Source organism: Streptomyces adustus, from assembly GCF_009377175.1.
Taxonomy (GTDB): Bacteria; Actinomycetota; Actinomycetes; order Streptomycetales; family Streptomycetaceae; genus Streptomyces; species Streptomyces adustus.
The window spans coordinates 13029-39269 of sequence record NZ_VJZD01000040.1 but is presented as its reverse complement, the minus strand read 5'-3'; the positions used below and the strand labels follow the sequence as shown (position 1 = coordinate 39269).

At 71.3% G+C, this 26241-nt stretch carries 20 protein-coding genes; 6 read left to right on the top strand and 14 right to left on the bottom strand.

The annotated features are described in order from the left end of the window. Positions 1-145 precede the first annotated feature (145 nt). Positions 146-1585, top strand: coding sequence for a cytosine permease (locus FNH09_RS12870; RefSeq protein ID WP_152887275.1), 1440 nt, complete (start codon positions 146-148; stop codon positions 1583-1585). 16 nt (positions 1586-1601) lie between these two features. On the opposite strand, the gene FNH09_RS12865 is transcribed toward FNH09_RS12870, so the two are convergent. Continuing rightward, positions 1602-2690, bottom strand: coding sequence for a branched-chain amino acid aminotransferase (locus tag FNH09_RS12865; protein WP_152887273.1), 1089 nt, complete (start codon positions 2688-2690; stop codon positions 1602-1604). A 251-nt stretch (positions 2691-2941) separates the two neighbouring features. Beyond that, positions 2942-3985, bottom strand: coding sequence for a 3-isopropylmalate dehydrogenase (locus tag FNH09_RS12860; protein ID WP_152887271.1), 1044 nt, complete (start codon positions 3983-3985; stop codon positions 2942-2944). 142 nt (positions 3986-4127) lie between these two features. Between FNH09_RS12860 and FNH09_RS12855 the strand changes: the two genes are divergently transcribed. Then, positions 4128-5726, top strand: a complete 1599-nt coding sequence (locus FNH09_RS12855) for a purple acid phosphatase family protein (protein ID WP_152887270.1) — start codon at positions 4128-4130, stop codon at positions 5724-5726. A 64-nt stretch (positions 5727-5790) separates the two neighbouring features. On the opposite strand, the gene FNH09_RS49470 is transcribed toward FNH09_RS12855, so the two are convergent. The 4 genes from FNH09_RS49470 to FNH09_RS12835 all read right to left on the bottom strand — a co-directional run bounded on the left by FNH09_RS49470 (position 5791) and on the right by FNH09_RS12835 (position 9663). Further along, positions 5791-5922, bottom strand: coding sequence for a hypothetical protein (locus FNH09_RS49470; RefSeq protein ID WP_152887268.1), 132 nt, complete (start codon positions 5920-5922; stop codon positions 5791-5793). Between the two features lie 181 nt (positions 5923-6103). Further along, complete coding sequence (locus tag FNH09_RS12845; RefSeq protein ID WP_152887266.1) at positions 6104-6985, bottom strand: alpha/beta fold hydrolase; 882 nt, start codon at positions 6983-6985, stop codon at positions 6104-6106. An 81-nt stretch (positions 6986-7066) separates the two neighbouring features. Beyond that, positions 7067-8698 carry an L-glutamate gamma-semialdehyde dehydrogenase gene (gene pruA / locus FNH09_RS12840; RefSeq protein WP_152887264.1) on the bottom strand — a complete coding sequence of 544 codons (1632 nt, stop codon included), beginning with the start codon at positions 8696-8698 and terminating at the stop codon, positions 7067-7069. Between the two features lie 38 nt (positions 8699-8736). After that, entirely contained in the window at positions 8737-9663 is a 927-nt protein-coding gene (locus FNH09_RS12835) for a proline dehydrogenase family protein (protein ID WP_162468506.1), read from the bottom strand. A 163-nt stretch (positions 9664-9826) separates the two neighbouring features. Between FNH09_RS12835 and FNH09_RS12830 the strand changes: the two genes are divergently transcribed. After that, a complete protein-coding gene (locus FNH09_RS12830; RefSeq protein WP_152887262.1) occupies positions 9827-11068 on the top strand; it encodes a PucR family transcriptional regulator in 1242 nt (413 codons plus the stop codon). 60 nt (positions 11069-11128) lie between these two features. Here FNH09_RS12830 and FNH09_RS12825 read toward each other — a convergent pair whose 3' ends face one another. Continuing rightward, complete coding sequence (locus FNH09_RS12825; RefSeq protein ID WP_152887260.1) at positions 11129-11701, bottom strand: TetR/AcrR family transcriptional regulator; 573 nt, start codon at positions 11699-11701, stop codon at positions 11129-11131. 97 nt (positions 11702-11798) lie between these two features. On the opposite strand from FNH09_RS12825, the gene FNH09_RS12820 reads away from it, so the two are divergent. Next, on the top strand, positions 11799-13361 hold the full coding sequence (locus FNH09_RS12820; protein ID WP_152887258.1) for an MFS transporter: 1563 nt from the start codon (positions 11799-11801) through the stop codon (positions 13359-13361). Positions 13362-13502: 141 nt separating this feature from the next. Here FNH09_RS12820 and serA read toward each other — a convergent pair whose 3' ends face one another. The 6 genes from serA to FNH09_RS12785 form a co-directional block, all read right to left on the bottom strand. After that, entirely contained in the window at positions 13503-15092 is a 1590-nt protein-coding gene (gene serA, locus FNH09_RS12815; protein ID WP_162468505.1) for a phosphoglycerate dehydrogenase, read from the bottom strand. A 301-nt stretch (positions 15093-15393) separates the two neighbouring features. Continuing rightward, positions 15394-16392, bottom strand: a complete 999-nt coding sequence (gene ilvC, locus FNH09_RS12810) for a ketol-acid reductoisomerase (RefSeq protein ID WP_162468504.1) — start codon at positions 16390-16392, stop codon at positions 15394-15396. 119 nt (positions 16393-16511) lie between these two features. Continuing rightward, entirely contained in the window at positions 16512-17036 is a 525-nt protein-coding gene (gene ilvN / locus FNH09_RS12805; protein ID WP_152887256.1) for an acetolactate synthase small subunit, read from the bottom strand. 20 nt (positions 17037-17056) lie between these two features. Continuing rightward, positions 17057-18913 carry an acetolactate synthase large subunit gene (locus FNH09_RS12800; protein ID WP_152887254.1) on the bottom strand — a complete coding sequence of 619 codons (1857 nt, stop codon included), beginning with the start codon at positions 18911-18913 and terminating at the stop codon, positions 17057-17059. Positions 18914-19148: 235 nt separating this feature from the next. Continuing rightward, positions 19149-22166, bottom strand: a complete 3018-nt coding sequence (locus tag FNH09_RS12795; RefSeq protein WP_152887252.1) for a putative bifunctional diguanylate cyclase/phosphodiesterase — start codon at positions 22164-22166, stop codon at positions 19149-19151. Positions 22167-22619: 453 nt separating this feature from the next. Beyond that, positions 22620-23570, bottom strand: coding sequence for a 2-hydroxyacid dehydrogenase (locus FNH09_RS12785; protein WP_152887250.1), 951 nt, complete (start codon positions 23568-23570; stop codon positions 22620-22622). Positions 23571-23644: 74 nt separating this feature from the next. Here FNH09_RS12785 and FNH09_RS12780 point away from each other — a divergent pair, with 74 nt between their 5' ends. After that, positions 23645-24643, top strand: a complete 999-nt coding sequence (locus tag FNH09_RS12780; protein ID WP_162468503.1) for an aldo/keto reductase — start codon at positions 23645-23647, stop codon at positions 24641-24643. A gap of 152 nt (positions 24644-24795) precedes the next feature. Then, positions 24796-25965 (top strand): PQQ-dependent sugar dehydrogenase, encoded by a 1170-nt coding sequence (locus FNH09_RS12775; protein WP_152887248.1) that lies wholly within the window; start codon positions 24796-24798, stop codon positions 25963-25965. A 19-nt stretch (positions 25966-25984) separates the two neighbouring features. On the opposite strand, the gene FNH09_RS12770 is transcribed toward FNH09_RS12775, so the two are convergent. Next, positions 25985-26212: a DUF6191 domain-containing protein gene (locus FNH09_RS12770; RefSeq protein ID WP_162468502.1), complete on the bottom strand. Its 228-nt coding sequence runs from the start codon at positions 26210-26212 to the stop codon at positions 25985-25987. Positions 26213-26241 lie beyond the last annotated feature (29 nt).

The following is a 26241-nucleotide window of genomic DNA, read 5'->3' as shown; positions in this document are numbered from 1 at the left end:
GCATCACTCTAAACGTCGGATTCATTCAACCGAAACATTGACGGTCGACCTTCGAACACGTCACATTGAGCGTCGCTCAAACTGTGCCCGGGTGGCACGCACTCATCCCTGCCCGAGGTTTGTCGTAGGTCGAAGGAGACCGGTCATGCCGATAGAACAGCGCGGAGTCGACACCATCCCCGACGAGGAACGCACCAGCGGGCCGCGCGACCTCGTGTCGATCCTGCTCGGCTCCAACCTCTGCCTCGGCGTGATCATCTTCGGCTGGCTGCCGCCGTCCTTCGGGCTCGGCTGGTGGGCCTCGGTCAGCTCGGTCGTGGTCGGCACGCTGGTCGGCACCGCCCTGACGGCCCCGCTGGCACTGGTCTCGCTGCGCACCGCGACCAACCTGTCCACCTCCTCCGGCGCCCAGTTCGGGGTGCGCGGCCGGCTGGTCGGCTCGGTCGTCGGGCTGCTGCTCGCGCTCGGCTACACCGCGCTGACGGTGTGGATCGGTGGCGACGTGATGGTCGGCGTGCTGCACCGGCTGTTCGGGATGTCGGCCTCCGGGACCGCGTACACCCTGGTGTACGGGCTGCTCGCGGCCGCGACCGTGGCCGGCGCGGTCTACGGCTACCGGGTGCTGCTGGCCATGTCCCGCGCCCTGGCGATCGTCATGACGGCCCTGCTGGTGCTCGGCGTGATCGCGTACGCCCCGCACTTCACCACCGCCGCGCTGCCGGAGGCCGGCGGCTATCTGCTGGGCGGGTTCTGGCCCACCTGGCTGCTGGCGACGGTGGCCGCCGGTCTGTCCGGGCCGATCGCGTTCATCACCCTGCTGGGCGACTACACCCGCTACATCTCCCCCGCCCGCCACACCTCCCGCCGGGTCCTGCACGCCACCTGGCTCGGCCTGATCCTGGGCCTGCTCGTCCCGCAGCTGTTCGGCACCTTCACGGCGTACGCGGCGGGCGCGGCCCTCGACTACGCGGGCCCCCTGGTCGACGCCTCCCCCGGCTGGTACCTGGTCCCGCTGCTGCTCTCCGCCTCGGCGGGCTCGGCCGGCAACGCGGGCCTGATGCTCTACTCCATGGGCCTGGACCTGGACGCCATCCTGCCCCGCGCCTCCCGCGCGCGGGCCACGGTCACGGTCGCGGTGGTGGCGACGGCCTGTGTGTTCATCGGCCACTTCGCCTGGAACGCCCAGTCCGCGATGACGTCCTTCGTGCTGCTGCTGACCGCGATCGGCACCCCCTGGGCGGTCATCACCCTCATCGGCTTCGTGCGCAGCGGCGGACACTACGACTCCGACGCGCTCCAGGTCTTCAACCGGCGCGCGCGGGGCGGGATCTACTGGTACCGGGCCGGCTGGAACGTAGCGGCCACGGTCTCCTGGGCGCTGGGCGCGGCGGTCGGCCTGCTGGCGGTGTCGCTGCCGTCGTACGAGGGTCCGCTGCTGTCGCTGACCGGCGGGGTGGACTGTAGCTTCCTGCTGTCGGGGCTGGTCGGCGGGGCGGTCTACCTGCTGTGGACGGCCCGCGCCGCGAACGGCGGAGCCGCCGCGGACGAGGAGTCCACGGCGGCCCTGGTGAGCAGCGAGGCCTGAGGGCCCCGGCGATTTCCTAGCCCAGCTCGTGCATCCAGCCGTGCTTGTCCTCGGCCGTGCCGCGCTGGATGTCGAGCAGCGCCCGGCGCAGGCGCATCGTGACCTCGCCGGGCTCGCCGCCCGACTGGCTCCACTCGGCGCCGGCCCGCTTGACCTTGCCGACCGGGGTGATGACGGCGGCGGTGCCGCAGGCGAAGACCTCGGTGAGGGTGCCGCTCTCGGAGTCGGCCTGCCACTGCTGGATGGAGACGCGGGCCTCCTCGGCCTCGTAGCCGAGGTCGCGGGCGACGGCCAGCAGGGAGTCGCGGGTGACGCCCTCCAGGATCGAGCCGCTGAGGGTCGGGGTGACGATCCGGTTCCCGTACACGAAGTACAGGTTCATGCCGCCGAGTTCCTCGACCCACTTGTGCTCGACCGCGTCGAGGTAGCAGACCTGGTCGCAGCCCTGGGCGGCCGCCTCGGCCTGGGCGAGCAGGGAGGCCGCGTAGTTGCCGCCGGTCTTGGCGTCGCCCATGCCGCCGGGGACGGCGCGGACACGGTCCTCGGACGCCCAGATGGAGACCGGGCGCACACCGCCGGGGAAGTACGCGCCGGCCGGGGAGGCGATGACGATGAACAGGTACTCGTTGGCGGGCTTGACGCCCAGCCCGACCTCGGTGGCGATCATGAAGGGGCGCAGGTAGAGGGACTCCTCGCCGCCGTGCGCCGGCACCCAGTCCTTGTCCTGCTGGACCAGCAGGTCGCACGCCTCGATGAAGGTCTCGACCGGCAGCTCGGGCATCGCAAGGCGGCGGGCGGAACGCTGGAACCGCAGGGCGTTCTGGTCCGGACGGAAGGTGGCGACCGAGCCGTCGGGGCGGCGGTAGGCCTTGAGCCCCTCGAAGATCTCCTGGGCGTAGTGCAGGACGTTGGTGGCCGGGTCCAGCGGGATCGCCGCGTACGGAACGAGCTGGCCGTCGTGCCAGCCGCGCCCCTCGGTCCACTTGATCGTCACCATGTGGTCCGTGAAGTGGCGGCCGAACCCGGGGTTCTTCAGGATCGCCGCACGCTCCGTGGCGGAGAGCGGGTTGGCGGAGGGCTTCAGCTCGATCGTGGGCGTCGTCATGAGTAGGTGTCCTTCACCGGTTGTAGTGACGGGCCGCGCTCACTCCCGCACGGCCGGTGGCCAGTGCTAGGACGTCCGAGCATTCCCTCATGCCGCGGCTCCGCGTTCGATTATCGCGCGGGGGCTGCGGCGGAAGAAAACGGGGTGAATGCGGCCCAGGGGTTGATGGTGGCACCCCGGCGAGGCATACGGAAAGCCGCCGGGTGCTGATGCGACCCGGCGGCTTCGAGTGAATCGAGTGGCGCGGCGGGTCAGCCGGCTACTCGTACGGAGAGGGCGTCGCCGATCTCCGTGGTGCTGCGGGCGGGCTGCCCGACGCGCTCCGCGAGGTCGGCGGAGACGGCGTCCTCGATCCGGGCCGCCTCGGCCTCGTAGCCGAGGTGGCGCAGCAGCAGGGCGACGGACAGGACCGTGGCGGTGGGGTCGGCCTTGCCCTGGCCGGCGATGTCCGGGGCCGAGCCGTGCACCGGCTCGAACATGGACGGGAACGCTCCGGTCGGGTTGATGTTGCCGGAGGCGGCGACGCCGATGCCGCCGGACACGGCCGCGGCGAGGTCGGTGATGATGTCGCCGAAGAGGTTGTCGGTGACGATGACGTCGAAGCGCTCGGGCTGGGTGACCAGGTAGATGGTCGCCGCGTCGACGTGGATGTACTCGGTGGTGACCTCGGGGAACTCCTCGGCTACCTTGTTGAAGATGTTCGTCCACAGGTGCCCGGCGAAGGTCAGCACGTTGTTCTTGTGGACCAGCGTGAGCTTCTTGCGCGGGCGGGCCTGGGCGCGGGCGAACGCGTCGCGGACCACACGCTCGACGCCGAAGGCCGTGTTCACCGAGACCTCGGTGGCGACCTCGTGCTCGGTGCCCTTGCGGATGGTGCCGCCGTTGCCGGTGTACGGGCCCTCGGTGCCCTCGCGGACCACGACGAAGTCGATCTCGGGCTGGCCGGCCAGCGGCGTGGCGACACCCGGGAGCAGCTTCGAGGGACGCAGGTTGACGTGGTGGTCGAAGGCGAACCGGAGCTTGAGCAGGAAGCCGCGCTCCAGGACACCGGACGGCACCGAGGGGTCGCCGATCGCGCCGAGCAGGATGACGTCGTGCTGCTTGAGCGCGTCGAGGTCGGCGTCGGTGAGGGTCTCACCGGTCGCGTGGTAGCGCCGGGCGCCGAAGTCGTACTCCTTGGTCTCCAGCTTCACATCCTGCGGAAGGACGGCGGAGAGGACCTTGAGACCCTCGGCCACGACCTCCTGGCCGATGCCGTCACCGGGGATCACTGCGAGATTGATGCTGCGAGACATGCGGGCACCCTACTCCTCGTCCCATGGAATGACATGGGGCGTCCGCGATACGGACACTCCGATGGCGCACGGACTCATCCCGTCGAGTGGCGTTCACCCCCGCGTACGGCAGGTGTTGGCGCGCGCCGGGAAGTTCACCGCCATGGACCTTCCCGATGTCGGCATCCCGCCGCGGCTCGCGCGCCGGATGAGCATGGCGGAGCAGTACGAGTACCTGCGCACACGGCCGACCAGGCGCCGCGCGCTGGTGACCGCGGGCGCGGTGGCGGGCGGTCTGCTGACCGGCTGCTCCGCGCCAACTGCCGCCGGAACGACGGCGAGCCCGGCCGGCGGGGCGACCGCCGGGACGGTGGCCGCGGGTCCGGTACCGACGGCTTCGCGGGTACCCGGGTCCGCCGTCGTGCCCTTCGGGCGGCATCTCGCCTTCGGCGCCGATCCACGGACCGGGATGCGGGTCTCCTGGCAGGTGCCGGCCGCGGTGCACCGCCCGTATCTGCGCCTGGGGGCGCGGCCGGACGAGCTGGGCACCCGGATCCAGGCCGAGGTGCGCGCCCTGCACACACCGGGGGTGCCGGGGGTGCGCCCGGCGGTGGAGCAGTACTACGTGCACGCGGCGCTGGACGGCCTGCTGCCCGGCACGACCTACTACTACGGTGTCGGCCACGACGGCTTCGACCCGGCCGCGATCGGGCACCGCGCCACGATCGCCTCCTTCCGCACGGCACCCGCGGACCCGGGGACGTTCGTGTTCACCGCCTTCGGCGACCAGGGGGTCTCCCGGGCGGCGGCCTCCTGCGACCGGCTGCTGCTGACCCGCGCCCCGGCCTTCCATCTGCACGCAGGCGACCTCTGCTACGCGGACGGCAACGGGCAGGGCAAGCCGTCGGACGGCTACGACCCCACCGCCTGGGACCTGTTCCTCAGGCAGAACGAGCCGGTGGCCCGCTCCGTGCCGTGGATGGTGACCACCGGCAACCACGACATGGAGGCCTGGTACTCCCCCGACGGCTACGGGGGCCAGCTGGCCCGCTTCTCGCTCCCGGACAGCGGCTTCGACCCGCGCACCGCGCCGGGCGTGTACTCCTTCGTCTACGGCAACGTCGCGGTGGTGGCGCTGGACGCGAACGACGTGTCGTACGAGATCCCCGCCAACCTGGGCCACACCCAGGGGCGGCAGACGGCCTGGCTGGAGCGCAGGCTGCGCGAGCTGCGGGCGGCCGACGGCGTCGACTTCGTCGTGGTCTTCTTCCACCACTGCGCCTACTCCACCTCGGCGCACGCCTCCGACGGCGGGGTGCGCGCCGCCTGGGTGCCGCTGTTCGCACGGCACCAGGTGGACCTGGTGATCAACGGGCACAACCATGTGTACGAGCGGACCGACGCGGTGAAGAACGGCGAGGTGGGCAGGCCGGTGCCGGTCGGCGGGTCGACGGATCCGACCCGGGACGGGACCGTGTACGTCACCGCCGGTGGCGGCGGCCGGGACCTGTACGGCTTTCCGGCAGGCGCCGACGAGAGCCACGAGGGCCGGGTGACCCGGCACGAACCGGTCGAGACGTTCCACTGGACGAGGTCGCGGCAGCAGAGCGCCGAGACCGTGGCGTGGTCACGGGTGCGCTACCGCGGCTTCTCCCTGCTGTCCGTGGAGGCGTCCGGCGGGACGACCCCACGGCTGCGGGTGTCGGCGTTCGCCGCGAACGGCAGGCGCGTCGACCATTTCGAGGTGCGGCGCGGGGCGTAGACCCCGCGCCGCAACCCGACGGGTGCGGCTCCCGGCACAGGGCGTTTCAGTACAGGGGTCCGGCTCAGTGGCCGGTCTCGCCGCCGTTGTCACGGCGGTCTAGGGCGCGCTGGAGCGCGGCCGCGGCGTTCTTGCGGTCGGACTCGCTGCTGCGGGAGGTATGACGGACTCGGCGGCGGACGGTCGTCTCGGCCATGGGAAATCGACTCCTTCGAAATCCGGGAGCGCGGAAGGGGGTACGAGACGCCGGAAAGGGCGGGGAGCCTGGCCGCAGGGGTTGCCTGCACGGGGCCCGGCTCACGACCGCCATTCGCTGGATCGAGCGAGACGTTCGGCTCCTACAACGCTAAGGGAGAAGCTCGCGCCTGTCTCTACAATTACTCGGACTTCCTACTATCTGAGACGGCGCGCGCCACCGCCTCCGTGAAACCCGCCGGATCCTCGGTCCACAGCATGTGACCGGCCTCGGTCAGGGTCACCCGGCGCACCCTCGGCAGGGCCCGTTCCAGCGAGTCAGCCGCCGAGCGGGGCCGGATGTCGTGGGCCCCGTCGAGGATCGTCACCGGCACCCGCAGCGCCCGGCAGGCGTCGTACAGCTCCGTCGTGCCGCAGCGCCCACGCCGTTCCCGGTCGAGGGCCCGGTTGCACGCGTCGTTGACCGCGAACCACGGATCGGCCATCCGCCCGGCGAGCTCCGGTGCGCGCTCGCGGTCGGCGAACTCGGCCGACCACTGGAGCACCGCCCGCTCCCGCTCCTGCCCGCCGGTCCGCAGCGGCCGGTCCGTCAGCTCCCGCCAGCGGGCCAGGCGTCCGGGGCGGTCGCCGAGCCGGGCGAGGAAGTTCGCCGTGAAGGCGTCGCGCCAGCCGGCGTCCGGCCCGATGCCCGTCCCGGCGGCATAGACCAGCGCGCTCACCCGCTCCGGGTGCGCGAGCGCGTACTCCAGCGCGAGCTGGGCGCCCCAGGAGTGGCCGAGCAGCGCCATCCGGTCGAACCCGAAGTGGCGTCGTACGGCGTCCAGGTCGGCCACGAAGCGGGCGGCCGTCCACGGTCCCACGCACCGCTCGGACCGTCCGCACCCGCGCTGGTCCCAGCGGACCACCGTGGCCAGGTCGGCGAGCGGCCCGGCCGCGTCGGCGAACATGTCCCACAGGCCGGGTCCGCCGTGGCACAGCACCAGCGGCTCGCCCCGGCCCGAGCCGCTCGCCCACAGCCGTACGCCGTCGTCCGTGGTCACCGTCTCCTGCTCAGCGCGGGCCATGGGGACAGTCTGCCCGCGCACACGCCGACGGGCCGGGCCGGATCGAGTCGATCCGGCCCGGCCCGTGCGGGGTCAGGGATGTCAGCCCATGTGCGGGTAGCCGTACTCGGTCGGCGGGACCAGCGTCTCCTTGATGGCGCGGGTCAGCGTCCAGCGCATCAGGTTCTGCGGGGCGCCGGCCTTGTCGTTGGTGCCGGAGGCACGGCCGCCGCCGAAGGGCTGCTGGCCGACGACGGCGCCGGTCGACTTGTCGTTGATGTAGAAGTTGCCCGCCGCGAAGCGGAGCTTCTCCATCGTGTACGCGGCCGCCGCGCGGTCGCCGGAGATGACCGAGCCGGTGAGGGCGTAGTCGGACGCCGACTCCATCTGGGTCAGCATCTCGTCGTACTTGTCGTCCTCGTAGACGTGCACGGCGAGGAAGGGGCCGAAGTACTCGGTCGTGAAGACCTCGTTCTCCGGGTCCGTGCACTCGACGACGGTCGGGCGCACGAAGTAGCCGACGGAGTCGTCGTACGAGCCGCCCGCGACGATCGTGCAGGTCGGGTCGGCCTGCGCGCGGTCGATGGCCGCCTTGTTCTTGGCGAACGACCGCTCGTCGATGACCGCGCCGATGAAGTTCGACAGGTCGGTGACGTCACCCATGGTCAGCCCGTCGACCTCGGCCGCGAACTCCTCCTTGAAACCGGAGTTCCAGATGGAGGCCGGGATGTAGGCGCGGGAGCTCGCCGAGCACTTCTGGCCCTGGTACTCGAAGGAGCCACGGGTCAGGGCGGTCTTGAGGATCGCGCGGTCGGCGGACGGGTGGGCGACCACGAAGTCCTTGCCGCCGGTCTCGCCGACCAGACGCGGGTAGGACCGGTACTTCTCGATGTTGTTGCCGACCGTCTTCCACAGGTACTGGAAGGTCTTGGTCGAGCCGGTGAAGTGGATGCCGGCCAGGTCGCGGTGCTCAAGGGCGACCTTGGAGACCTCGATGCCGTCACCGGTGACGAGGTTGATGACGCCCTTGGGCAGGCCCGCCTCCTCCAGGAGCTGCATCAGCAGCACGGCGGCGTGGGTCTGCGTCGGGGACGGCTTCCAGACGACGACGTTGCCCATGAGCGCCGGGGCGGTGGGCAGGTTGCCCGCGATCGCCGTGAAGTTGAACGGCGTGATCGCGTAGACGAAGCCCTCCAGCGGACGGTGGTCCATGCGGTTCCACACGCCCGGGGAGTTCGCCGGGGGCTGCTCGGCGAGGATCTGGCGGGCGTAGTGGACGTTGAAGCGCCAGAAGTCGACGAGCTCGCAGGGGGTGTCGATCTCGGCCTGCTGGGCGGTCTTCGACTGGCCGAGCATGGTGGAGGCGGCCAGCGTCTCGCGCCAGGGGCCGGCCAGCAGCTCGGCGGCGCGCAGGATGATCGCCGCGCGGTCGTCGAAGGACATCGCGCGCCAGGCGGGGGCGGCGGCGAGGGCCGCGTCGACGGCGTCCTGGGCGTCCTGCTGCGTGGCGTTGGCGTAGGTGCCGATGCGCGCCTTGTGGTTGTGCGGCTGCACGACGTCGAAGCGCTCGCCGCCGCCCATCCGCTTCTCGCCGCCGATGGTCATCGGCAGGTCGATCGGGTTCTCGGCCAGCTCCTTGAGCTTGACCTCCAGGCGGGCGCGCTCGGGCGAGCCGGGGGCGTAGCCGTGCACCGGCTCGTTGACGGGGGTGGGGACCTGGGTCACAGCGTCCATTTTTTCCGTAACTCCTTGAGTCGAGCGGGTGTTCGGTCTCAGCCCTTGGTGAGGATCGAGCGGGCGAAGAAGAGCAGGTTGGCCGGCTTCTCCGCCAGGCGACGCATGAAGTAGCCGTACCAGTCGGTGCCGTACGCGGTGTAGACGCGCATGCGGTGGCCCTCGGCGGCGAGCCGCACGTGCTCGTCGCTGCGGATGCCGTACAGCATCTGGAACTCGTACTCGTCCAGCTTGCGCCCGGCGGTCCGCGCCAGCTCCTGGGCGATCGAGATGAGGCGCGGGTCGTGGGACCCGATCATCGGGTAGCCCTCGCCCTCCATCAGGATCTTCAGGATCCGGACGTACGCCTTGTCGGTCTCGGACTTCTTCTGGTACGCGACCTCGGCGGGCTCCTTGTAGGCGCCCTTGACGATGCGCACGCGGCTGCCGGCCGCGGCGAGCCGGCGGGCGTCGTCCTCGGTGCGGAAGAGGTACGCCTGGATCACACAGCCGGTCTGCGGGAAGTCCTTCCGCAGCTCCTCGTGGATGGCGAACATCGAGTCGAGGGTGGTGTGGTCCTCGGCGTCGAGCGTGACGGTGGTGCCGATGGCGGCGGCGGCCTCGACGACCGGCCGGACGTTGGCCAGGGCCAGCTCGTGGCCGCCCTCCAGGGCCTGGCCGAACATCGACAGCTTGACCGACATCTCGGCCTTGGTGCCGAGGCCGAGCTCCTTGAGGCGGCCGATCAGCTCCAGGTAGGCGTCCCGGGCGGCGTACGACTGCTCGGGGGTGGTGATGTCCTCGCCGACGACGTCCATCGTGACTTCCAGGCCCTTGCCCGTGAGGTCCTTGATGATCGGGACGACCTGGTCGACGGTCTCACCGGGGATGAAGCGGTCGACGACCGGCTTGGTCACCGGAGCGGCCGAGATCAGACGGCGCATCCGGTCGCTGCGCGACGCGGCGAGAATCACGGGACCCAGCACGGGGCACCTCCACAGACAAGCACGAAACGGCCGCTCACCGACGATTCGGGTACGGCACGGAGAACCACCGTGAAACCTAAGGATCTCTCCGATCGTGGGCCATCGACAGCTGTCACGCATCCGCGCCCCGGTTCTCAGACAGATGTATGAAGAGCCCCTGTACATGCGGGAGAATGCCGGAGTGACGTCGGACGCCGCGCCCTTCCACCACCGGGCTGACTACCAGGAGCTGGTCGACGAGCTCTCGGAGCTGCTGGGCGCCCCGGCGACGCTGGAGAACCGCGACTTCGAGCTGATCGCCTTCGGCGCCTACGACAGCGAGGACGAGCTGGACGCCGCGGCCCTGGACCCGGTGCGCACCCGCTCGATCCTGACCCGCCGCTCCACGACGGCGGTGCGCACCTGGTTCGAGGGCTTCGGCATCACCCGGGCGGCCGGTCCGGTACGGATCCCGCCGACCCCGGAGGCGGGCGTGTACCGGGGCCGTATCTGTCTGCCGGCCCGTCATCGGGGTGTCGTCCTCGGCTACGTATGGCTGCTGGACGACGACCCGGGCCCCTCCGAGGCACAGCTGGCCGCCGCCATGCGGGTCGCGGGCCGGATCGGGGAACTGCTGGCCGACGAGGCACAGCACGGCGCCGATCTGTCCCGGGAGCTGCGGGCGGTGCTGACGGCCGAACGCGGCTGGCAGCAGGAGATGGCGGTGGCGGAGCTGCGCACGGCACTGGGCCCCCGCGCGGACGGCCTGCACACGGTCGTCTGCGTGGCCCCCTGGCGGACGTCCGATCCGCAGGGCGCGCCGTCGGCGCGGGCGGTGCCGCACGCCACCGCCCTGTGCACGGTCCCCTGGGGCGCCACCGGGCAGAGCCTCGCGGTGCTGGTGCGGCTGCGGTCCGCGGACGTGCGCGCCCCCGCGCTGACCACGGCCGCCCGGCTGCTGAAGGAAGGGGCGGCGGGAGCGAAGGAGGGGGCCGCCGCGGCCGGGGTGAGCGAGGCGCGCACCGGACTCGCCGAGCTGGCCGCCGCTTGGCACGAGGCCGCGGCGGCGGCGCGGGCCGCGCGGGCGGAGCCCCGGCTCGGACCGGTCGCCGAATGGTCGGCCATCGGGCCGTACCGGCTGCTGACCGCGCTGCCCCCGGCGGCCGCCCGCGACAGCGCCGTTCAGGCCCTGCTGTCCCCGGCCCAGCGGGATCTCGCGCGCACCGCCGAGGCCTACCTCGACTGCGCGGGCCAGGCCGGGCGTACGGCGGCGGAGCTGGGCATCCACCGCCAGACCCTGTACTACCGGCTGTCCCGGGTCGAGCAGCTGACGGGGCTGGACCTGGACGACGGGGAGGACCGGCTGCTGCTGCACATGGCGCTGAAGGGCGCGCGGCTGCGCGACGACGGGGCCGACGCGCACTGAGCGCTGCCGGCCCCGGCACCCCGCCGACGCGTCAGGTCCGGGTGGCGGCCTCGATGAGCGTCAGGTCCGGGTGGCGGCCTCGATGATCTGCCGCAGCCCCTCCGTCAGCACGTCCCCGTCGGGCGCGGTCTTCGGGTCGAAGGTCCACTGCGCGATGAGGCCCGACATCAGCGTCATGTAGAAGCGGCCCAGCGTGTCGGCGGTCTCGTCGGACACCTCCTCCTCCGGCACGCCCATGAGGAGTGAGACGAGGCCCCGGCCGCCCTCCCGCTGGGCGCGGGCCAGATGGTCGCGCACCTCGGGCAGGTCGATGGTGATGACCTCCATGCCGAGCCGCCACATCGAGCCGGGCTGCCGCATCGACTCGGCGATGTTCGACCACACCTCACGGAAGCGCTCCAGCGAGCCGGGCGGGGCGCTGATCCCGGCGTCCCCGTCCCCCTCGAAGGACATCTCCTCCACCAGGGCCAGGTACGCCTGTGCGAGGAGCGCGTCCTTCGACCCGTAGTGGTAGCCGATGGACGCGAGATTCGTCCCCGACTCCTTCACGATGTCGCGCGCCGTGGTGCGCGCGAAGCCCTTCGCCAGCAGGCAGCGCTTGGCGCCTTCGAGCAGATCCTCACGATGTCCCATGCGGAACACCCTACCGCCGATCCATACACCCGTCCTAGACGCGTGACTTATACAAGCGTTCTAGACAACCGTTTAATACGTGCGTACATTCCTCGACATGACGAACTCGCCGAGCACGAACCGACCCGGCACCGACCCGACCGACACCCTCGCGACAGGCACCGCCACTCCCTCGGCCGCCCGCGCCGGCCGCCGCGAGTGGACCGCCCTGGCCGTGCTGATGCTTCCGCTGCTGCTGGTCTCGATGGACGTCTCCGTCCTCTACTTCGCGATCCCGGCCATCAGCGCGGACCTGGCGCCCAGCGGCACCCAGCAGCTGTGGATCTTCGACATCTACGCGTTCGTCCTGGCGGGCCTGCTGATGACGATGGGCTCGCTCGGCGACCGCATCGGCCGGCGCAGGCTGCTGCTGATCGGCGCCGCCGCCTTCGGCACCGCCTCGGCGGTGGCCGCCTACGCGAACAGCCCCGAGACCCTGATAGCGGCCCGCGCGGTCCTCGGCATCGGCGGCGCGACCCTGATGCCCTCGACCATGGCGCTGGTCCGCACGATGTTCACCGACCCCGGTCAGCGCGCCAAGGCGATCGGCCTGTGGTCCGGCGTGATGACCGCCGGGATCGCGCTCGGCTCGGTGCTGAGCGGGGTACTGGTGCAGTTCTTCTGGTGGGGCTCGGTGTTCCTGGTCAACCTGCCCGCGATGGCACTGCTGCTGGTCCTCGGCCCGGTCCTGCTCCCCGAGTCCAAGGACCCGCGGCCCGGCCGCTTCGACTGGCCGAGCGTCCCGCTGTCCATGGCCGCGGTGCTCCCCGTCGTCTACGGCCTGAAGGGCATCCCCTCCGACGGCTGGAACGTCCGGTACGTCGTCGCGATCACCGTCGGCCTGCTCTTCGCGGCCCTCTTCGTCCGCCGCCAGCGCACGGTCGAGCACCCGATGATCTCTCCGGCCCTGTTCCGCGGCCCCGGCTTCGCCCCGGCCGTCGTCCTCAACCTCGTCTCGTCCTTCGCGATACTGGGCTCGGCGTTCTTCACCACCCAGTACCTCCAGTCGGTGCTGGACAAGAGCGCGATGGAAGCGGCCCTGTGGTCGCTGCTGCCGTCCGTGCCGATCGGCATGGCCGCCCCGGCGGCGACCGCCCTGGTCCAGAAGGGCGTCAACCGCGCCTACGTCGTCACCGCGGGCCTGGTGATCGGCGCGGCCGGCTACGGTCTGCTCGCCCTGGCCGGCACCGACTCGCTCTGGCTGGTCCTGACCGCGTGCGGGGTGCTCGCCTCCGGCATCGTCATGGTCATCTCCCAGATGATGGACCTGGCGCTGAGCGCGGCCCCGGCCGAGAGCGCGGGCGCGGCCGCCTCCCTCCTGGAGACCGGCGCGGAGTTCGGCGGCGCCCTGGGCATGGCGGTCCTGGGCTCCATCGGCACCGCGGTCTACCGCCACTCGATGCCGTCCTCGGCGCCGGCCGGAGCCCGCGAGACACTGGGCGGCGCGCTCGCCCTCGCCGGCCGGCTCCCGGGACGCACGGGTGACGCCCTGGCGGCGGCGGCGCGAGCGTCCTTCACCGACGGGATGCAGGCGGCCGGGATCGCGGGGGCGGCGCTTCTGATCGCGGCGGCGGTACTGGCGGCGGTGACCCTGCGGAAGATCCACGTCAAGGCCGGCTGACGGCAGCGGAGGCGACAACGCGCGGGGCGACGGCACACGAAAAGGCGCCGGGCGGGCTGAGGATCCTCAGCCCGCCCGGCGCCTTTCGCATCCGGTTCGCGGGAGCCCGGGGGCGCCGGCCCCCGGGCGTGCCGGTCGGACTCAGACGAGGTTGACCGAACGGGCCGACGTCGCGCCGATCTCCGCCGAGACCTCGGCCAGCACCGTCGGCGGCACCGTGTCGTCCACGGTCAGCACGGCCAGCGCCTCGCCGCCGACCGCCGCACGGGCGACCTGCATACCGCCGATGTTGATGCCGGCCTCACCGAGGATGCGGCCCACCGTGCCGACGACACCCGGACGGTCCTCGTAGCGCAGCACCACCATGTGGTCGGCGAGCGCCAGGTCGACGTCGTAGTCACCGACGGCGACGACCTTCTGGAGGTGCTTGGGACCGGCCAGCGTGCCGGAGACGGAGACCTCCTCGCCGTTGCCGAGGGTGCCGCGCACGGTGACCACGTTGCGGTGGTCGGGCGACTCGGAGCTGGTGGTCAGCCGCACCTCGACGCCACGCTCCTGCGCGAACAGCGGGGCGTTGACGTAGGAGACCGTCTCGGCGACGACGTCCTCGAAGACGCCCTTGAGCGCCGACAGCTCCAGCACCTTCACATCGTGCTGGGTGATCTCGCCGTACACCTCGACGTCGAGGCGGACCGCGACCTCGCCGGCGAGGGCGGTGAAGATGCGGCCGAGGCGCTCGGCGAGCGGCAGGCCCGGCTTGACGTCCTCGGCGATGACACCGCCCTGGACGTTGACCGCGTCCGGCACGAGCTCGCCGGCGAGGGCGAGGCGCACGGACCGGGCGACCGCGATGCCCGCCTTCTCCTGCGCCTCGTCGGTCGACGCGCCGAGGTGCGGGGTGGCCACGACCTGGTCGAACTCGAACAGCGGGGAGTCCGTGCAGGGCTCCTTGGTGTACACGTCGAGACCGGCACCGGCGACCCGGCCCTCCTTGAGGGCGGAGTACAGCGCCTCCTCGTCGACGATGCCGCCGCGCGCGGCGTTGACGATGCGCACGCTCGGCTTGACCTTGCGCAGCGCCTCGTCGCCGATCAGACCGACCGTCTCGGGGGTCTTGGGCAGGTGGACGGTGATGAAGTCGGAGACCTCCAGCAGCTCGTCCAGCGACAGCACCTTCACGCCCATCTGGGCGGCGCGCGCGGGCTGCACATAGGGGTCGTAGGCGACGACCTTCATGCCGAACGCGGACATGCGCTGCGCGACGAGGGCGCCGATGCGGCCCAGACCGACGACGCCGAGGGTCTTCTCGGCCAGCTCGACGCCGGTGTACTTGCTCCGCTTCCACTCGCCGTTCTTCAGGGCGGTGTTGGCCTGCGGGATGTGGCGCGCGGTGGCCAGGAGCAGACCGCAGGCGAGCTCGGCTGCGGTCACGATGTTCGAGGTGGGGGCGTTGACGACCATCACGCCGGCCTTGGTGGCCGAGGAGACGTCCACGTTGTCCAGGCCGACGCCGGCTCGCGCGACGACCTTCAGCTTCTTCGCGGCCGCGACCGCCTCGGCGTCCACCTTGGTGGCCGAGCGGATCAGAATCGCGTCGACGTCGGCGATGGCCGGGAGCAGTTCGGCTCGGTCGGCTCCGTTGCAATGCCGGATCTCGAAGTCCGGGCCCAGCGCCTCCACGGTCGCGGGCGACAGCTCTTCAGCGATCAGTACGACAGGTTTCGAGCTCACGTGAGTCCTCACAAGTCTGGGGCACCTCCCATGCCCGCCAGGCCATGGGGGCGCGTGCGGACGGCCGTCCCGACGGCCGCAGGCGGAGGAGGGGGCTAGCCGCGTGGAAGCGCACGACGCTGTGGGCCTGACGCGTATGTAGTGGAGCAGTGTAGTAGCGCGGCAAAGGCTGTCTTGCGCCTCTGCGTAAGGATCACCCGTCCGTGGCTGGACGGGTTGGACAACACACTGATTCCCGGTGTTACCCGGGGTCTGCCGAAGGGGCCGGAGCGCGCCGCCCCGGCCCCTTCGGTCGGGAGGCTTACGCCTCCTCGTCGACCCAGCTCATCAGCTTGCGCAGCTGCTTGCCGGTGGTCTCCAGCAGGTGCTCGGAGTCCTGCTGCTTGTACTCGTTGTACTTCTTCAGACCGCCGTGGTACTCGTCCATCCAGTTCTTGGCGAACGTGCCGTCCTGGATCTCGGCGAGGACCTGCTTCATCTCGGCCTTGGTGGCGTCGGTGATGATGCGCGGGCCGGTGACGTAGTCGCCCCACTCGGCGGTCTCGGAGATCGACCAGCGCATCTTCTCCAGGCCGCCCTCGTACATGAGGTCGACGATCAGCTTCAGCTCGTGCAGGCACTCGAAGTACGCGATCTCCGGCTGGTAGCCGGCCTCGGTCAGCGTCTCGAAGCCCGCCTTGACCAGCGCGGCCGTACCGCCGCAGAGGACGGCCTGCTCACCGAACAGGTCGGTCTCGGTCTCCTCGGTGAAGGTCGTCTTGATGACGCCGGCCCGGGTGCCGCCGATGCCCTTGGCGTACGACAGCGCCAGCGCGAAGGCGTTGCCGGTGGCGTCCTGCTCGACGGCCGCGATACACGGAACGCCGCGGCCCTCCTCGTACTGACGGCGCACCAGGTGGCCCGGGCCCTTCGGGGCGACCATGCAGACGTCCACGCCGGCCGGGGGCTTGATGAAGCCGTAGCGGATGTTCAGGCCGTGACCGAAGAACAGGGCGTCGCCGTCCTTCAGGTTCGGGGCGATGGACTCCTCGTAGACCTGGGCCTGGATCGGGTCCGGCACCAGGATCATGATGACGTCGGCCTCGGCGGCGGCCTCGGCGGGCGTCACCACACGCAGGCCCTGCTCCTCGGCCTTCGTCTTGGACTTGGAGCCCTCGTGCAGGCCCACCCGCACGTCGACACCCGAGTCACGCAGCGACAGGGCGTGCGCGTGGCCCTGGCTGCCGTAGCCGATGACCGCGACCTTGCGGCCCTGGATGATGGACAGGTCGGCGTCGGCGTCGTAGAACAGCTCGGCCACTTTGGGTTCTCTCCTTGGTGTGCAGGTGTTGCTCTCACCGTATGACGATGAGGGGAAGGGTAGGTTTCGGGTCTCGGTATACGGGCGGCCCGCCGACGGCCGGCCGCCCCTACCCAGACTTACGCAGATCGGTCCAGGGCGCGCAGCGACCGGTCCGTGATCGAGCGGGCGCCGCGGCCGATGGCGATCGTGCCGGACTGGACCAGTTCCTTGATGCCGTACGGCTCCAGCATCTTGAGCATGGCCGACAGCTTGTCGCCGCTGCCGGTGGCCTCGATGGTCACGGCCTCCGGGGAGACGTCGACGGTCTTGGCGCGGAACAGCTGGACGATCTCGACGATCTGGGAGCGCGTCTCGTTGTCGGCGCGCACCTTCACCAGAACGAGTTCGCGCTGAACGGCCGAACCCGGCTCCAGTTCGACGATCTTGAGCACGTTGACGAGCTTGTTGAGCTGCTTGGTGACCTGTTCGAGCGGCAGGTCCTCCACCTGCACCACGATGGTGATGCGGGAGATGTCGGGGTGCTCGGTGACACCGACCGCGAGCGAGTCGATGTTGAAGCCGCGGCGGGAGAACAGCGCGGCGATCCGGGCGAGGATGCCGGGCGTGTTCTCGACCAGGACGGAGAGCGTGTGCTTGGACATTGCGGTGTGGTCTCTCTCGCTCAGTCGTCTTCGTTGTCGCCGAAGTCGGGGCGGACGTCCCGGGCGGCCATGATCTCGTCGTTGGAGGTTCCGGCGGCGACCATCGGCCACACCATCGCGTCCTCGTGGACGATGAAGTCGACGACGACCGGGCGGTCGTTGATGGAGTTCGCCTCCTCGATGACCTTGTCGAGGTCGTCCGGCGACTCGCACCGGATGGCGTGGCAGCCCATCGCCTCCGACAGCTTCACGAAGTCCGGGATGCGGGTGCCGGCGCTCGGCTCCTTGCCGGTGGCCCCCGGGCCGGAGTGCAGCACGGTGTTGGAGTAGCGCTGGTTGTAGAACAGGGTCTGCCACTGGCGGACCATGCCCAGGGCGCCGTTGTTGATGATCGCGACCTTGATCGGGATGTTGTTCAGGGCGCAGGTCGTCAGTTCCTGATTGGTCATCTGGAAGCAGCCGTCGCCGTCGATCGCCCAGACGGTCCGGTCCGGCACGCCCGCCTTGGCACCCATGGCCGCGGGCACCGCGTATCCCATGGTCCCGGCACCGCCGGAGTTCAGCCAGGTCGCGGGCTTCTCGTACTGGATGTAGTGCGCCGACCACATCTGGTGCTGGCCCACGCCCGCCGCGAAGACCGTGCCCTCGGGGGCGAGCTGGCCGATGCGCTGGATGACCTGCTGCGGGGAGAGCGAGCCGTTCTCGGGCTGCTCGTAACCCAGCGGGTAGGTCTCACGCCAGCGGTCGAGGTCCTTCCACCAGGCGGTGTAGTCGCCCTTCTGGCCCTCGCTGTGCTCCTTCTGCACCGCCTGGACCAGGTCCGCGATCACCTCACGGGCGTCACCGACGATCGGCACGTCCGCCTCGCGGTTCTTGCCGATCTCCGCGGGGTCGATGTCCGCGTGGACGATCTTGGCGTGCGGGGCGAAGCTGTCCAGCTTGCCGGTGACACGGTCGTCGAAGCGGGCGCCGAGGGCGACGATCAGGTCGGCCTTCTGGAGCGCGGTGACGGCGGTGACCGACCCGTGCATGCCCGGCATCCCCACGTGCAGCGGGTGGCTGTCGGGGAACGCGCCCAGCGCCATGAGGGTGGTGGTGACGGGCGCTCCGGTGAGCTCGGCGAGGACCCTCAGCTCGGCGGTGGCCCGGGCCTTGAGCACCCCGCCGCCGACGTAGAGGACGGGCCGCTTGGCGGAGGTGATCAGCTTGGCGGCCTCGCGGATCTGCTTGGCGTGCGGCTTGGTCACCGGGCGGTAGCCCGGCAGGTCCATCACCGGCGGCCAGGAGAACGTGGTCTGCGCCTGGAGGGCGTCCTTGGCGATGTCGACCAGGACCGGTCCGGGGCGGCCGGTGGAGGCGATGTGGAACGCCTGCGCGATGACCCGCGGAATGTCCTCCGCCTTGGTGACCAGGAAGTTGTGCTTGGTGATCGGCATCGTGATGCCGACGATGTCCGCCTCCTGGAACGCGTCGGTCCCGATCGCCTTGGAGGCGACCTGGCCCGTGATCGCGACCAGCGGCACGGAGTCCATGTGGGCGTCCGCGATCGGCGTGACCAGGTTGGTCGCACCCGGTCCCGAGGTGGCCATGCACACGCCGACCCGGCCGGTGGCCTGCGCGTACCCGGTGGCCGCGTGGCCTGCGCCCTGCTCGTGGCGGACCAGGACGTGGCGCACCCGGGTCGAGTCCATCAACGGGTCGTAGGCGGGGAGGATCGCACCGCCGGGAATGCCGAATACCGTGTCGGCCCCGACCTCCTCAAGGGAGCGGATGAGGGACTTCGCGCCCGTGACGTGCTCGACGGACGCGGACTGTCCTCCGGATCGGGGCCGCGGCTGCGGATGGTGGGCCCCGGTGGCCTGCTCGGTCATCGTCATTCTCTTCTCGATGCTGAGGGTTTTTGCGAAGTTCGTGCGGTGTGCGGCTGTTGCACGCCAGGCTCTGTGCAACAAAAAACCCCTCGTGCCGAAAGGCAAGCGAGGGGAGCGCGCCGGGGAGGTCGCTGGGGATTCCGGATCCTCTCCGGTCGTTCCCAGCTCAGCCGACGCGCTGTCCAAGTACGAGAATTCGGGTGCGCATGGAACTGACCCTCCCCCCGGCGCACATCCACTGTCAAGTGGGTGGGACGGGAGTCTCATTATGTGAGCGGAGAGCTGTCCCGCCCCCGAGGACGGCGGCCACCCCACCTGGGTACACCCCGGCACCGCCGCCCGCGAACGCGGGCTCGGCCGGTCCGTGCGGCACCGGATAGTGGCCGGAGGCGAGCGCCCGGCGCAGCCGGTACTCGTCCAGCGGGCCGGAGAACGCCATGCCCTGGCCATGGGTGCAGCCCATCGCGCGCAGGGCGACGACCTGCTCCGGAAGGTCCACGCCGTCGGCCACGGACTGGAGTCCCAGATCGCCGGCGATCCGCAGCAGCCCGCTGGTGATCTTGTGCAGCCGGGCCGACTCCACGACCCCTTCGACGAGCGAGCGGTCGAGTTTCAGCACGTCGACGGGGAGTCTGCGGAGCGCCGTGATGGCCGCGTAGCCGCTGCCGAAGCCGTCCAGGGCGATACGGACACCCAGGCGCCGCAGGGCGCTCAGACGGCGCTCCAGCTCATCCAGCGGCACCCTGGGCTCGGTGTCGGCGAGCTCTATCACCAAGGACCCCGACGGCAGGCCGTGCCGGGTCAGCAGTGCCTCGACGGAACCGAGCGGCATCGAGCGGTCGAGCAGCCGGCGGGCGCTGACCCGCACGACCACCGGCACACCCAGGCCGGTCCCGATCCGTTCGGCTGCCTGTTCGACGGCCTCCTCCAGGACCCAGCGGCCCAGCTCGGCGGTCTTGTCGCTGTCCTCGGCGACCCGCAGGAACTCGGCGGGTGTGAAGAGCACCCCCTGGGAGGAGCGCCAGCGGGCCTGGGCGGTGACCGAGGTGATCCGGCCGTCCTCCAGGCCGACCACGGGCTGGTGCAGCAGCGCGAACTCGCCGTCGTGCAGCGCGGCACGCAGCCGCGTGGCCAGTTCGGCCTTGCGTACGACGTCCTGCTGCATCTGCGGCTTGTACAGCTCGACCCGGCCCTTGCCGGCCGCCTTGGCGCGGTACATGGCGAGGTCGGCGTTGCGCAGCAGTTCGCCCGCGCCGAGGCCGGGCTCGGCGAAGGCGACGCCGATGGACGCGGCGACGCGGACCTCGTTGCCGTCGATCACGTACGGCTGCGAGAGCGTGATCCTGAGGCGGTCGGCGAGCTCCAGGATGTGACGTTCGCGGGCGGTACGGTCGCGGGTTCCGTCGCCGGTGATCAGGGCCGCGAACTCGTCGCCGCCCAGCCGCGAGGCGGTGTCCCCGTGCCGGACGGCGTCCTGGAGTCTGCGGGCGGCCTGGACCAGCAGTTCGTCCCCCGCCTGGTGCCCGATCGTGTCGTTGACGGCCTTGAAGCCGTCGAGGTCGATGAAGAGCACGGCGGTGCCGCGCAGGGCGGTGCGGTCGGCGGCGCGGCGGCCCGACAGCGCCTGCTGCACCCGCCTGGTGAACAGCGCGCGGTTGGGCAGGTCGGTGAGCGGGTCGTGCTCGGCGTTGTGCTGGAGCTGCGCCTGCAACCGGACCCGCTCGGTGACGTCCCGGCTGTTGAAGATCAGACCGCCGTGATGGCGGTTGACGGTGGACTCGACGTTCAGCCAGCCGCCGTCGCCCGACCTGAAGCGGCACTCGATGCGGGTGGTGGCCTCCTCCAGGGGGCTGGCGGCGAGGAAGCGGCGCACCTCGTGCACCACGCAGCCCAGGTCCTCCGGATGGATGAGACCGGCCAGTTCGGTGCCGACCAGGTCCTCCGCGGGCCGTCCGTAGACCCCGGCAGCGGCCGGGGAGACGTACCGGAGGATGCCGTTCGGTGCGGCGATCATGATGACGTCGCTGGAGCCCTGCACCAGGGAGCGGAAGTGGTTCTCCTGCTGCGCCAGTTCCTGGGTGAGGGTGATGTTGTCGAGGAGCATGATGCCCTGGCGCACCACGAGGGCGAGGACGACCGTGCCGCCGGTGAAGAGCACCACGCGGTCGACGCTGTGTCCGTCCAGGACGTTGTAGAGGATGCCCAGGGTGCAGACGGCGGCGGCCAGGTAGGGCGTGAGGGCGGCGAGGGAACCGCTGATGGGTCGGGTGACCGGATACCGGCTGTGATCACCTCCCTGCGGCGCCCCGGGGGACGCTCCCTCGGGGGTCTCCCGGGAGGCGCCCGGCGGTGTGCCCGGCTCCGTGCCGCGCGGTGTCTCCTGCGGCGGCTCGGCGGGGTGGCCGCCGGGACGCTGTCCGGGCAGGTGCTCGCGCACCACGCGCGTGTGCCCTTCGTCGCCCGCCGGATCCTTCGGCCGGGGCGCGGCCCAGGGGGCGTACGCGAGCAGCAGGGAACCGGCGAACCAGCCCGCGTCGAGCAGTTGGCCGGAGCGGTAGGTGTCGTGCAGCAGCGGCGAGGTGAACAGGGCGTCGCACATCACGGTCAGGGCGAGCGCGCCGATCGCGGTGTTGACCGCGGTGCGGTTGACCGCCGAGCGTCGGAAGTGCAGCGCGAGCACCATGCTGACCAGGGCGATGTCGAGCAGCGGATAGGCCAGCGACAGCGCGGTGTGGGCCACGCTCGGCCCGTCGAACTTCGCCGCCTGGGCGAGCGCCAGGCTCCAGGACAGCGTGACGAGCGAGCCGCCGATCAGCCAGGCGTCCAGGGCCAGACAGACCCAGCCGGCCTTGGTCACCGGCCGCTTGGCCAGCACCAGCAGCCCCACGATCGCGGGCGGGGCGAAGCACAGGAAGAACAGGTCGGCGTAGCTGGGGCTGGGCACGGGCCGCTCCAGGACGACCTCGTACCACCCCCATACGCCGTTGCCCAGCGCGGCCATCGCCGAGGACAGGGCGAACAGCAGCCAGGCCGACCGGAAGCGGACGCGCCGGGTGCGCGCGTAGAGGAAGCACGACACGGCGGCGCTGCCCGCCGCGGCGCTCAGCCCGAAGTCACCCATGATCAGCGCGACTTGTCCGGAGCCCCAGCCGAGCGCGGATCCGACGGCGTAGACCGCGCACGCGAGGGCCAGGACGAGCTGGTGGACCAGGCTCGATCCGCCGCCGGGGACCGACGGGCCGAACAGTGTCGTCCGCATGGGAGGCTGCGCGCGCAGCGTCCCGTCGAGGGTGGTCACGGAAGGCCGGAGCGAACTCACCGGTCCCTCCCGCTCCGCGCGGCTCCCGGGTCCCGCGGGTCCCGGTGCGCTGGATGCGCTCTCCTGCGACAGCTGTGCCTGCGGTGGTGATGGCTGTGGTTACCACTGTGATCGGCATGGTGACCGCGTCGTCTGCGCGCGGCCGTGCGCCAGGGCCGCCGTCGGCGGTCCCGACGCGTCGGGTCGTTCGTCCATAGGCCGTGCATCGCCCGTCGCCCCCCTCACAAGTCTGAAATATCCATCCCCGGCGCCGAACGGTGCGCGGCGCAGCCCCTGTCGGGACGATACACCAGTCCCGTCACTCAGGGACATAGTTCCTCTACGCTCCGTGACGACGCAGGACAGGCGGGCACGCACCGCGCCCGCGGGACTGCGGAGGGTGCTCGCCGTGGATCACATGTCGGTCGTGCCTGTCGTACGGATCACGTGGCGCAGCGGCTGCCGGTTCACGAATCGCCCCAACTGGTCGACCAGCAGCCGCTTGGCGCGGGGCAGGAACGCGGACGTAGGACCGCCGACGTGCGGGCTGATCAGCACGCCCGGCGCGTGCCACAGCGGGTGGCCCGGGGGCAGCGGTTCGGGGTCCACGACGTCCAGGGCGGCGGTGATGCGGCCGCTCTCCAGTTCCCCGAGCAGCGCCTCGGTGTCGACGACCGGCCCGCGGGCGACGTTGACCAGCAGCGCGCCGTCCTTCATCCGGGCCAGGAAGTCCCCGTCGACCAGGCCGCGGGTGCTCTCCGTGAGCGGGGTGGACAGGACGACGACGTCCGCCTCCGGGAGCAGGGCGGGCAGTTCGGCGAGCGGATGCACCGGGCCGCGCGCCGTGGTGCGCTCGGAGCGCGCGACTCGCGCCACCCGCGCCACCTCGAACGGGACGAGCCGGTCCTCGATGGCCTCGCCGATGGCTCCGTATCCGACGACGAGGACGTTCTTGTCGGCGAGCGCCGGCCGGAAGCCACCGGCCCACCGGCCCTGGTCCTGGGCCCGCACGAAGTCGGGGATGCCCCGCAGCGAGGCGAGGATGAGCGCCAGCGCGAGTTCGGCCGTGCTCGCGTCGTGCACTCCGCGCGCGTTGCACAACTGGACGCCGGGGCGCAGGTGCTTGAGACCGGGCTCGACATTGTCGGTGCCGGCGGACAGCGTCTGGACCACCTGGAGGGAGCTCATGGCCGGAAGGGGGCGGAGGCCGACGGCGGCGGGTTTCATGTAGGGCACGACATAGAAGGCGCAGTCGGCCGGGTCCGCGGGGAAGTCCGCCTCGCCGTTCCAGAACAGGTATGCGGGCCCTTGCGGAAGACCCTCGATCTCGTCCGGCGGAATGGGAAGCCATACGTCAGCACTCATGGTCAGGAGGCTATGTCAGGCCAACCGGAGGCAGAGGTTAGGTTGGAGTCCGGGCGAGGGAGGTTCACGAGCAGGTGGAGCGCAGGACGATCGGTGCGGGCGCGCTCGCGACGGGGGCCGTCGGACTCGGGTGCATGCCGATGAGCTGGTCCTACAGCGGGTCGCGGCAACGTGGCGAAGAATCGCTGAGGGCGGTGCACCGGGCCCTGGACCTGGGCTCGACGCTGCTCGACACGGCGGACATGTACGGCCCGTTCACCAACGAGCTCCTGGTGGGGCGGGTGTTGAAGGAGCGGCGCGGCGACGCGTTCGTGTCCACCAAGGTCGGCCTGCTGGTCGGCGAGCAGCACATCGTGGCCAACGGGCGCCCCGGATACGTGAGGAGAGCCTGCGACGCCTCGCTGCGCCGGCTCCAGACGGACGTGATCGACCTCTACCAGCTGCACCGGGCCGACCCCGAGGTTCCCGTCGAGGAGACCTGGGGCGCGATGGCGGAGCTGGTACGGGCGGGGAAGGTGCGGGCGCTCGGGCTGTGCGCGGTGGGCGCGCGCGGCGGACGCCGGTCCGGGGCGCGGCTGCACGATGCGACGATCCGTCAGTTGCAGCGCGTGCAGCAGGTGTTCCCGGTGAGCGCGGTGGAGGCCGAGCTGTCCGTGTGGTCGCCGGAGTCCCTGGACGCGCTGCTGCCGTGGTGCGCGGCGCGCGGGGTCGGCTTCCTGGCGGCGATGCCGCTCGGCAACGGCTTCCTGACCGGCACGCTGACCCCCGGCGAGGGCTTCGAACCGGACGACATGCGTGCCCGCCACCCCCGCTTCACCGCCGAGATGATGGCCGCGAACCAGCCGATCGTGGCCGGTCTGCGCCGGGTGGCCCGGCGGCACGGCGACCACGTCACGGCGGCCCAGGTGGCGCTGGCCTGGGTGCTGGCCCAGGGGCCGCACGTGCTGCCGGTACCGGGTGCGAAGCGGGAGCGGTGGGTGACGGAGAACGCGGCGGCGGCGGCACTGCGGCTGACGCCCGACGACCTGGCGGAGGTGGCCGCGCTGCCGGGGGCGATGGGGTCCTGGGACTGAGCCGGAAGCCCGCGGGGCAAACGCGGGATTCATTCGCACAAGAGTTCCCCCGCGGCGCGCGCGGGGACTCGTACGGGCGTTGCAACCCTCGCTCGGGAACCCTTCGAGCGGGAGCGGCGTAGACAAGGAGAACCCTCCGCGTCGAAGGGACCATGATCGTGCAACGTCGAGTTGTGACGTCCGTGTTGGCCGCGGGCACCCTCCTGTTGACGGCCGGCTGCTCCTCCGGCGCCGAAGGATCCGGCCAGGAGCCGTCGGGCGCCGCGTCGGACCGTACGAGCGCGGCGGCGTCCGCCGCCGGCCCGGCGGCCGAGGAGACACCGCCCGCGAAGGGCTCGGTGAAGGTGCTGCGCACGGTCGCCGAGGGTCTCAAGACCCCCTGGGGGCTGGCCCCGGTCCCCGGCGGCGGCCTGCTCGTCTCCTCCCGGGACGAGGGGACGATCACCCTCGTCGACGAGGAGACCGGCAAGAAGACGGAGCTGGGCGAGGTGCCGGGGGTGTCCCCCGCCGGCGAGGGCGGCCTGCTGGGCATCGCGCTCTCCCCGGACTTCGCCTCGGACCGCATGATCTACGCCTACTTCACCTCCGCCTCCGACAACCGCATCGTCCGGATGCTCTACGACCCCGCGAAACCGGCGGGCGAGCAGCTGGGCGCGCCCGACACGGTCTTCAAGGGCATCCCCAAGGGGATGATCCACAACGGCGGCCGGATCGCCTTCGGCCCCGACCGGATGCTCTACGCCGGCACGGGCGAGAGCGGCGACCGGGGCCTGTCGCAGGACCGGAAGTCGCTGGGCGGCAAGATCCTGCGGCTGACCCCGGAGGGCGAGCCCGCCCCGGGCAACCCGTTCCCGGACTCCCCCGTGTACTCGTACGGGCACCGCAACGTCCAGGGGCTGGCCTGGGACGCGAAACAGCGGCTGTTCGCCTCGGAGTTCGGCCAGGACACCTGGGACGAGCTCAACGCGATCAAGCCGGGCGCCGACTACGGCTGGCCGGACGCCGAGGGCAGGTCGTCCGACCCGAAGTACCAGAACCCGGTGGCCCAGTGGCACACGGACGACGCCTCCCCCAGCGGGATCGCCTACGCGCAGGGCTCCGTCTGGATGGCGGGTCTGAAGGGGCAGCGCCTGTGGCGCGTCCCGCTGAAGGGGACCGAGACCTCGGCGGCCCCGCAGGACTTCCTCGCCGGCACGTACGGCCGGCTGCGCACGGTGGTGTCGGCGGGCGGCGACAAGCTGTGGCTGGTCACCAGCAACACGGACGGCCGGGGCGACCCGAAGCCGGGGGACGACCGGATCCTGGAGCTGGAGGTGAGCTGAACCGCCCGTTCCCGGCCGCTCATCCGTCGCCGGGGCCGGGTGCGTCCGGTGCCGGTGCCGCCTCCGGCGCGTCCGGTGCCGGTTCCGGCGGGGGCAGGCGTACGACGACCTTCCCGGACGTGAGGTCTATCGGCCCGCGTCCGGGATCGCTGTCCCCGGTGTCCTCGCGGGTCAGCTCCAGCCGGTTCTGTTCGTCACGGGTGTGCTTGCGGCCCGGTGCGAAGAGTTCCGCGAAGGCATCGAACACAGGTCCTCCTCCTGGCGGTTTCCTCCACC

What these genes read in the sequence shown, in the direction of transcription:
- FNH09_RS12870 (WP_152887275.1), top strand. Translation starts at nt 146, where the DNA reads ATGCCGATAGAACAGCGCGGAGTCGACACCATCCCCGACGAGGAACGC.
- FNH09_RS12865 (WP_152887273.1), bottom strand. Translation starts at nt 2,690, where the DNA reads ATGACGACGCCCACGATCGAGCTGAAGCCCTCCGCCAACCCGCTCTCC.
- FNH09_RS12860 (WP_152887271.1), bottom strand. Translation starts at nt 3,985, where the DNA reads ATGTCTCGCAGCATCAATCTCGCAGTGATCCCCGGTGACGGCATCGGC.
- FNH09_RS12855 (WP_152887270.1), top strand. Translation starts at nt 4,128, where the DNA reads ATGGACCTTCCCGATGTCGGCATCCCGCCGCGGCTCGCGCGCCGGATG.
- FNH09_RS49470 (WP_152887268.1), bottom strand. Translation starts at nt 5,922, where the DNA reads ATGGCCGAGACGACCGTCCGCCGCCGAGTCCGTCATACCTCCCGCAGC.
- FNH09_RS12845 (WP_152887266.1), bottom strand. Translation starts at nt 6,985, where the DNA reads ATGGCCCGCGCTGAGCAGGAGACGGTGACCACGGACGACGGCGTACGG.
- pruA (WP_152887264.1), bottom strand. Translation starts at nt 8,698, where the DNA reads ATGGACGCTGTGACCCAGGTCCCCACCCCCGTCAACGAGCCGGTGCAC.
- FNH09_RS12830 (WP_152887262.1), top strand. Translation starts at nt 9,827, where the DNA reads ATGCGGGAGAATGCCGGAGTGACGTCGGACGCCGCGCCCTTCCACCAC.
- FNH09_RS12825 (WP_152887260.1), bottom strand. Translation starts at nt 11,701, where the DNA reads ATGGGACATCGTGAGGATCTGCTCGAAGGCGCCAAGCGCTGCCTGCTG.
- FNH09_RS12820 (WP_152887258.1), top strand. Translation starts at nt 11,799, where the DNA reads ATGACGAACTCGCCGAGCACGAACCGACCCGGCACCGACCCGACCGAC.
- ilvN (WP_152887256.1), bottom strand. Translation starts at nt 17,036, where the DNA reads ATGTCCAAGCACACGCTCTCCGTCCTGGTCGAGAACACGCCCGGCATC.
- FNH09_RS12800 (WP_152887254.1), bottom strand. Translation starts at nt 18,913, where the DNA reads ATGACGATGACCGAGCAGGCCACCGGGGCCCACCATCCGCAGCCGCGG.
- FNH09_RS12795 (WP_152887252.1), bottom strand. Translation starts at nt 22,166, where the DNA reads ATGCGGACGACACTGTTCGGCCCGTCGGTCCCCGGCGGCGGATCGAGC.
- FNH09_RS12785 (WP_152887250.1), bottom strand. Translation starts at nt 23,570, where the DNA reads ATGAGTGCTGACGTATGGCTTCCCATTCCGCCGGACGAGATCGAGGGT.
- FNH09_RS12775 (WP_152887248.1), top strand. Translation starts at nt 24,796, where the DNA reads ATGATCGTGCAACGTCGAGTTGTGACGTCCGTGTTGGCCGCGGGCACC.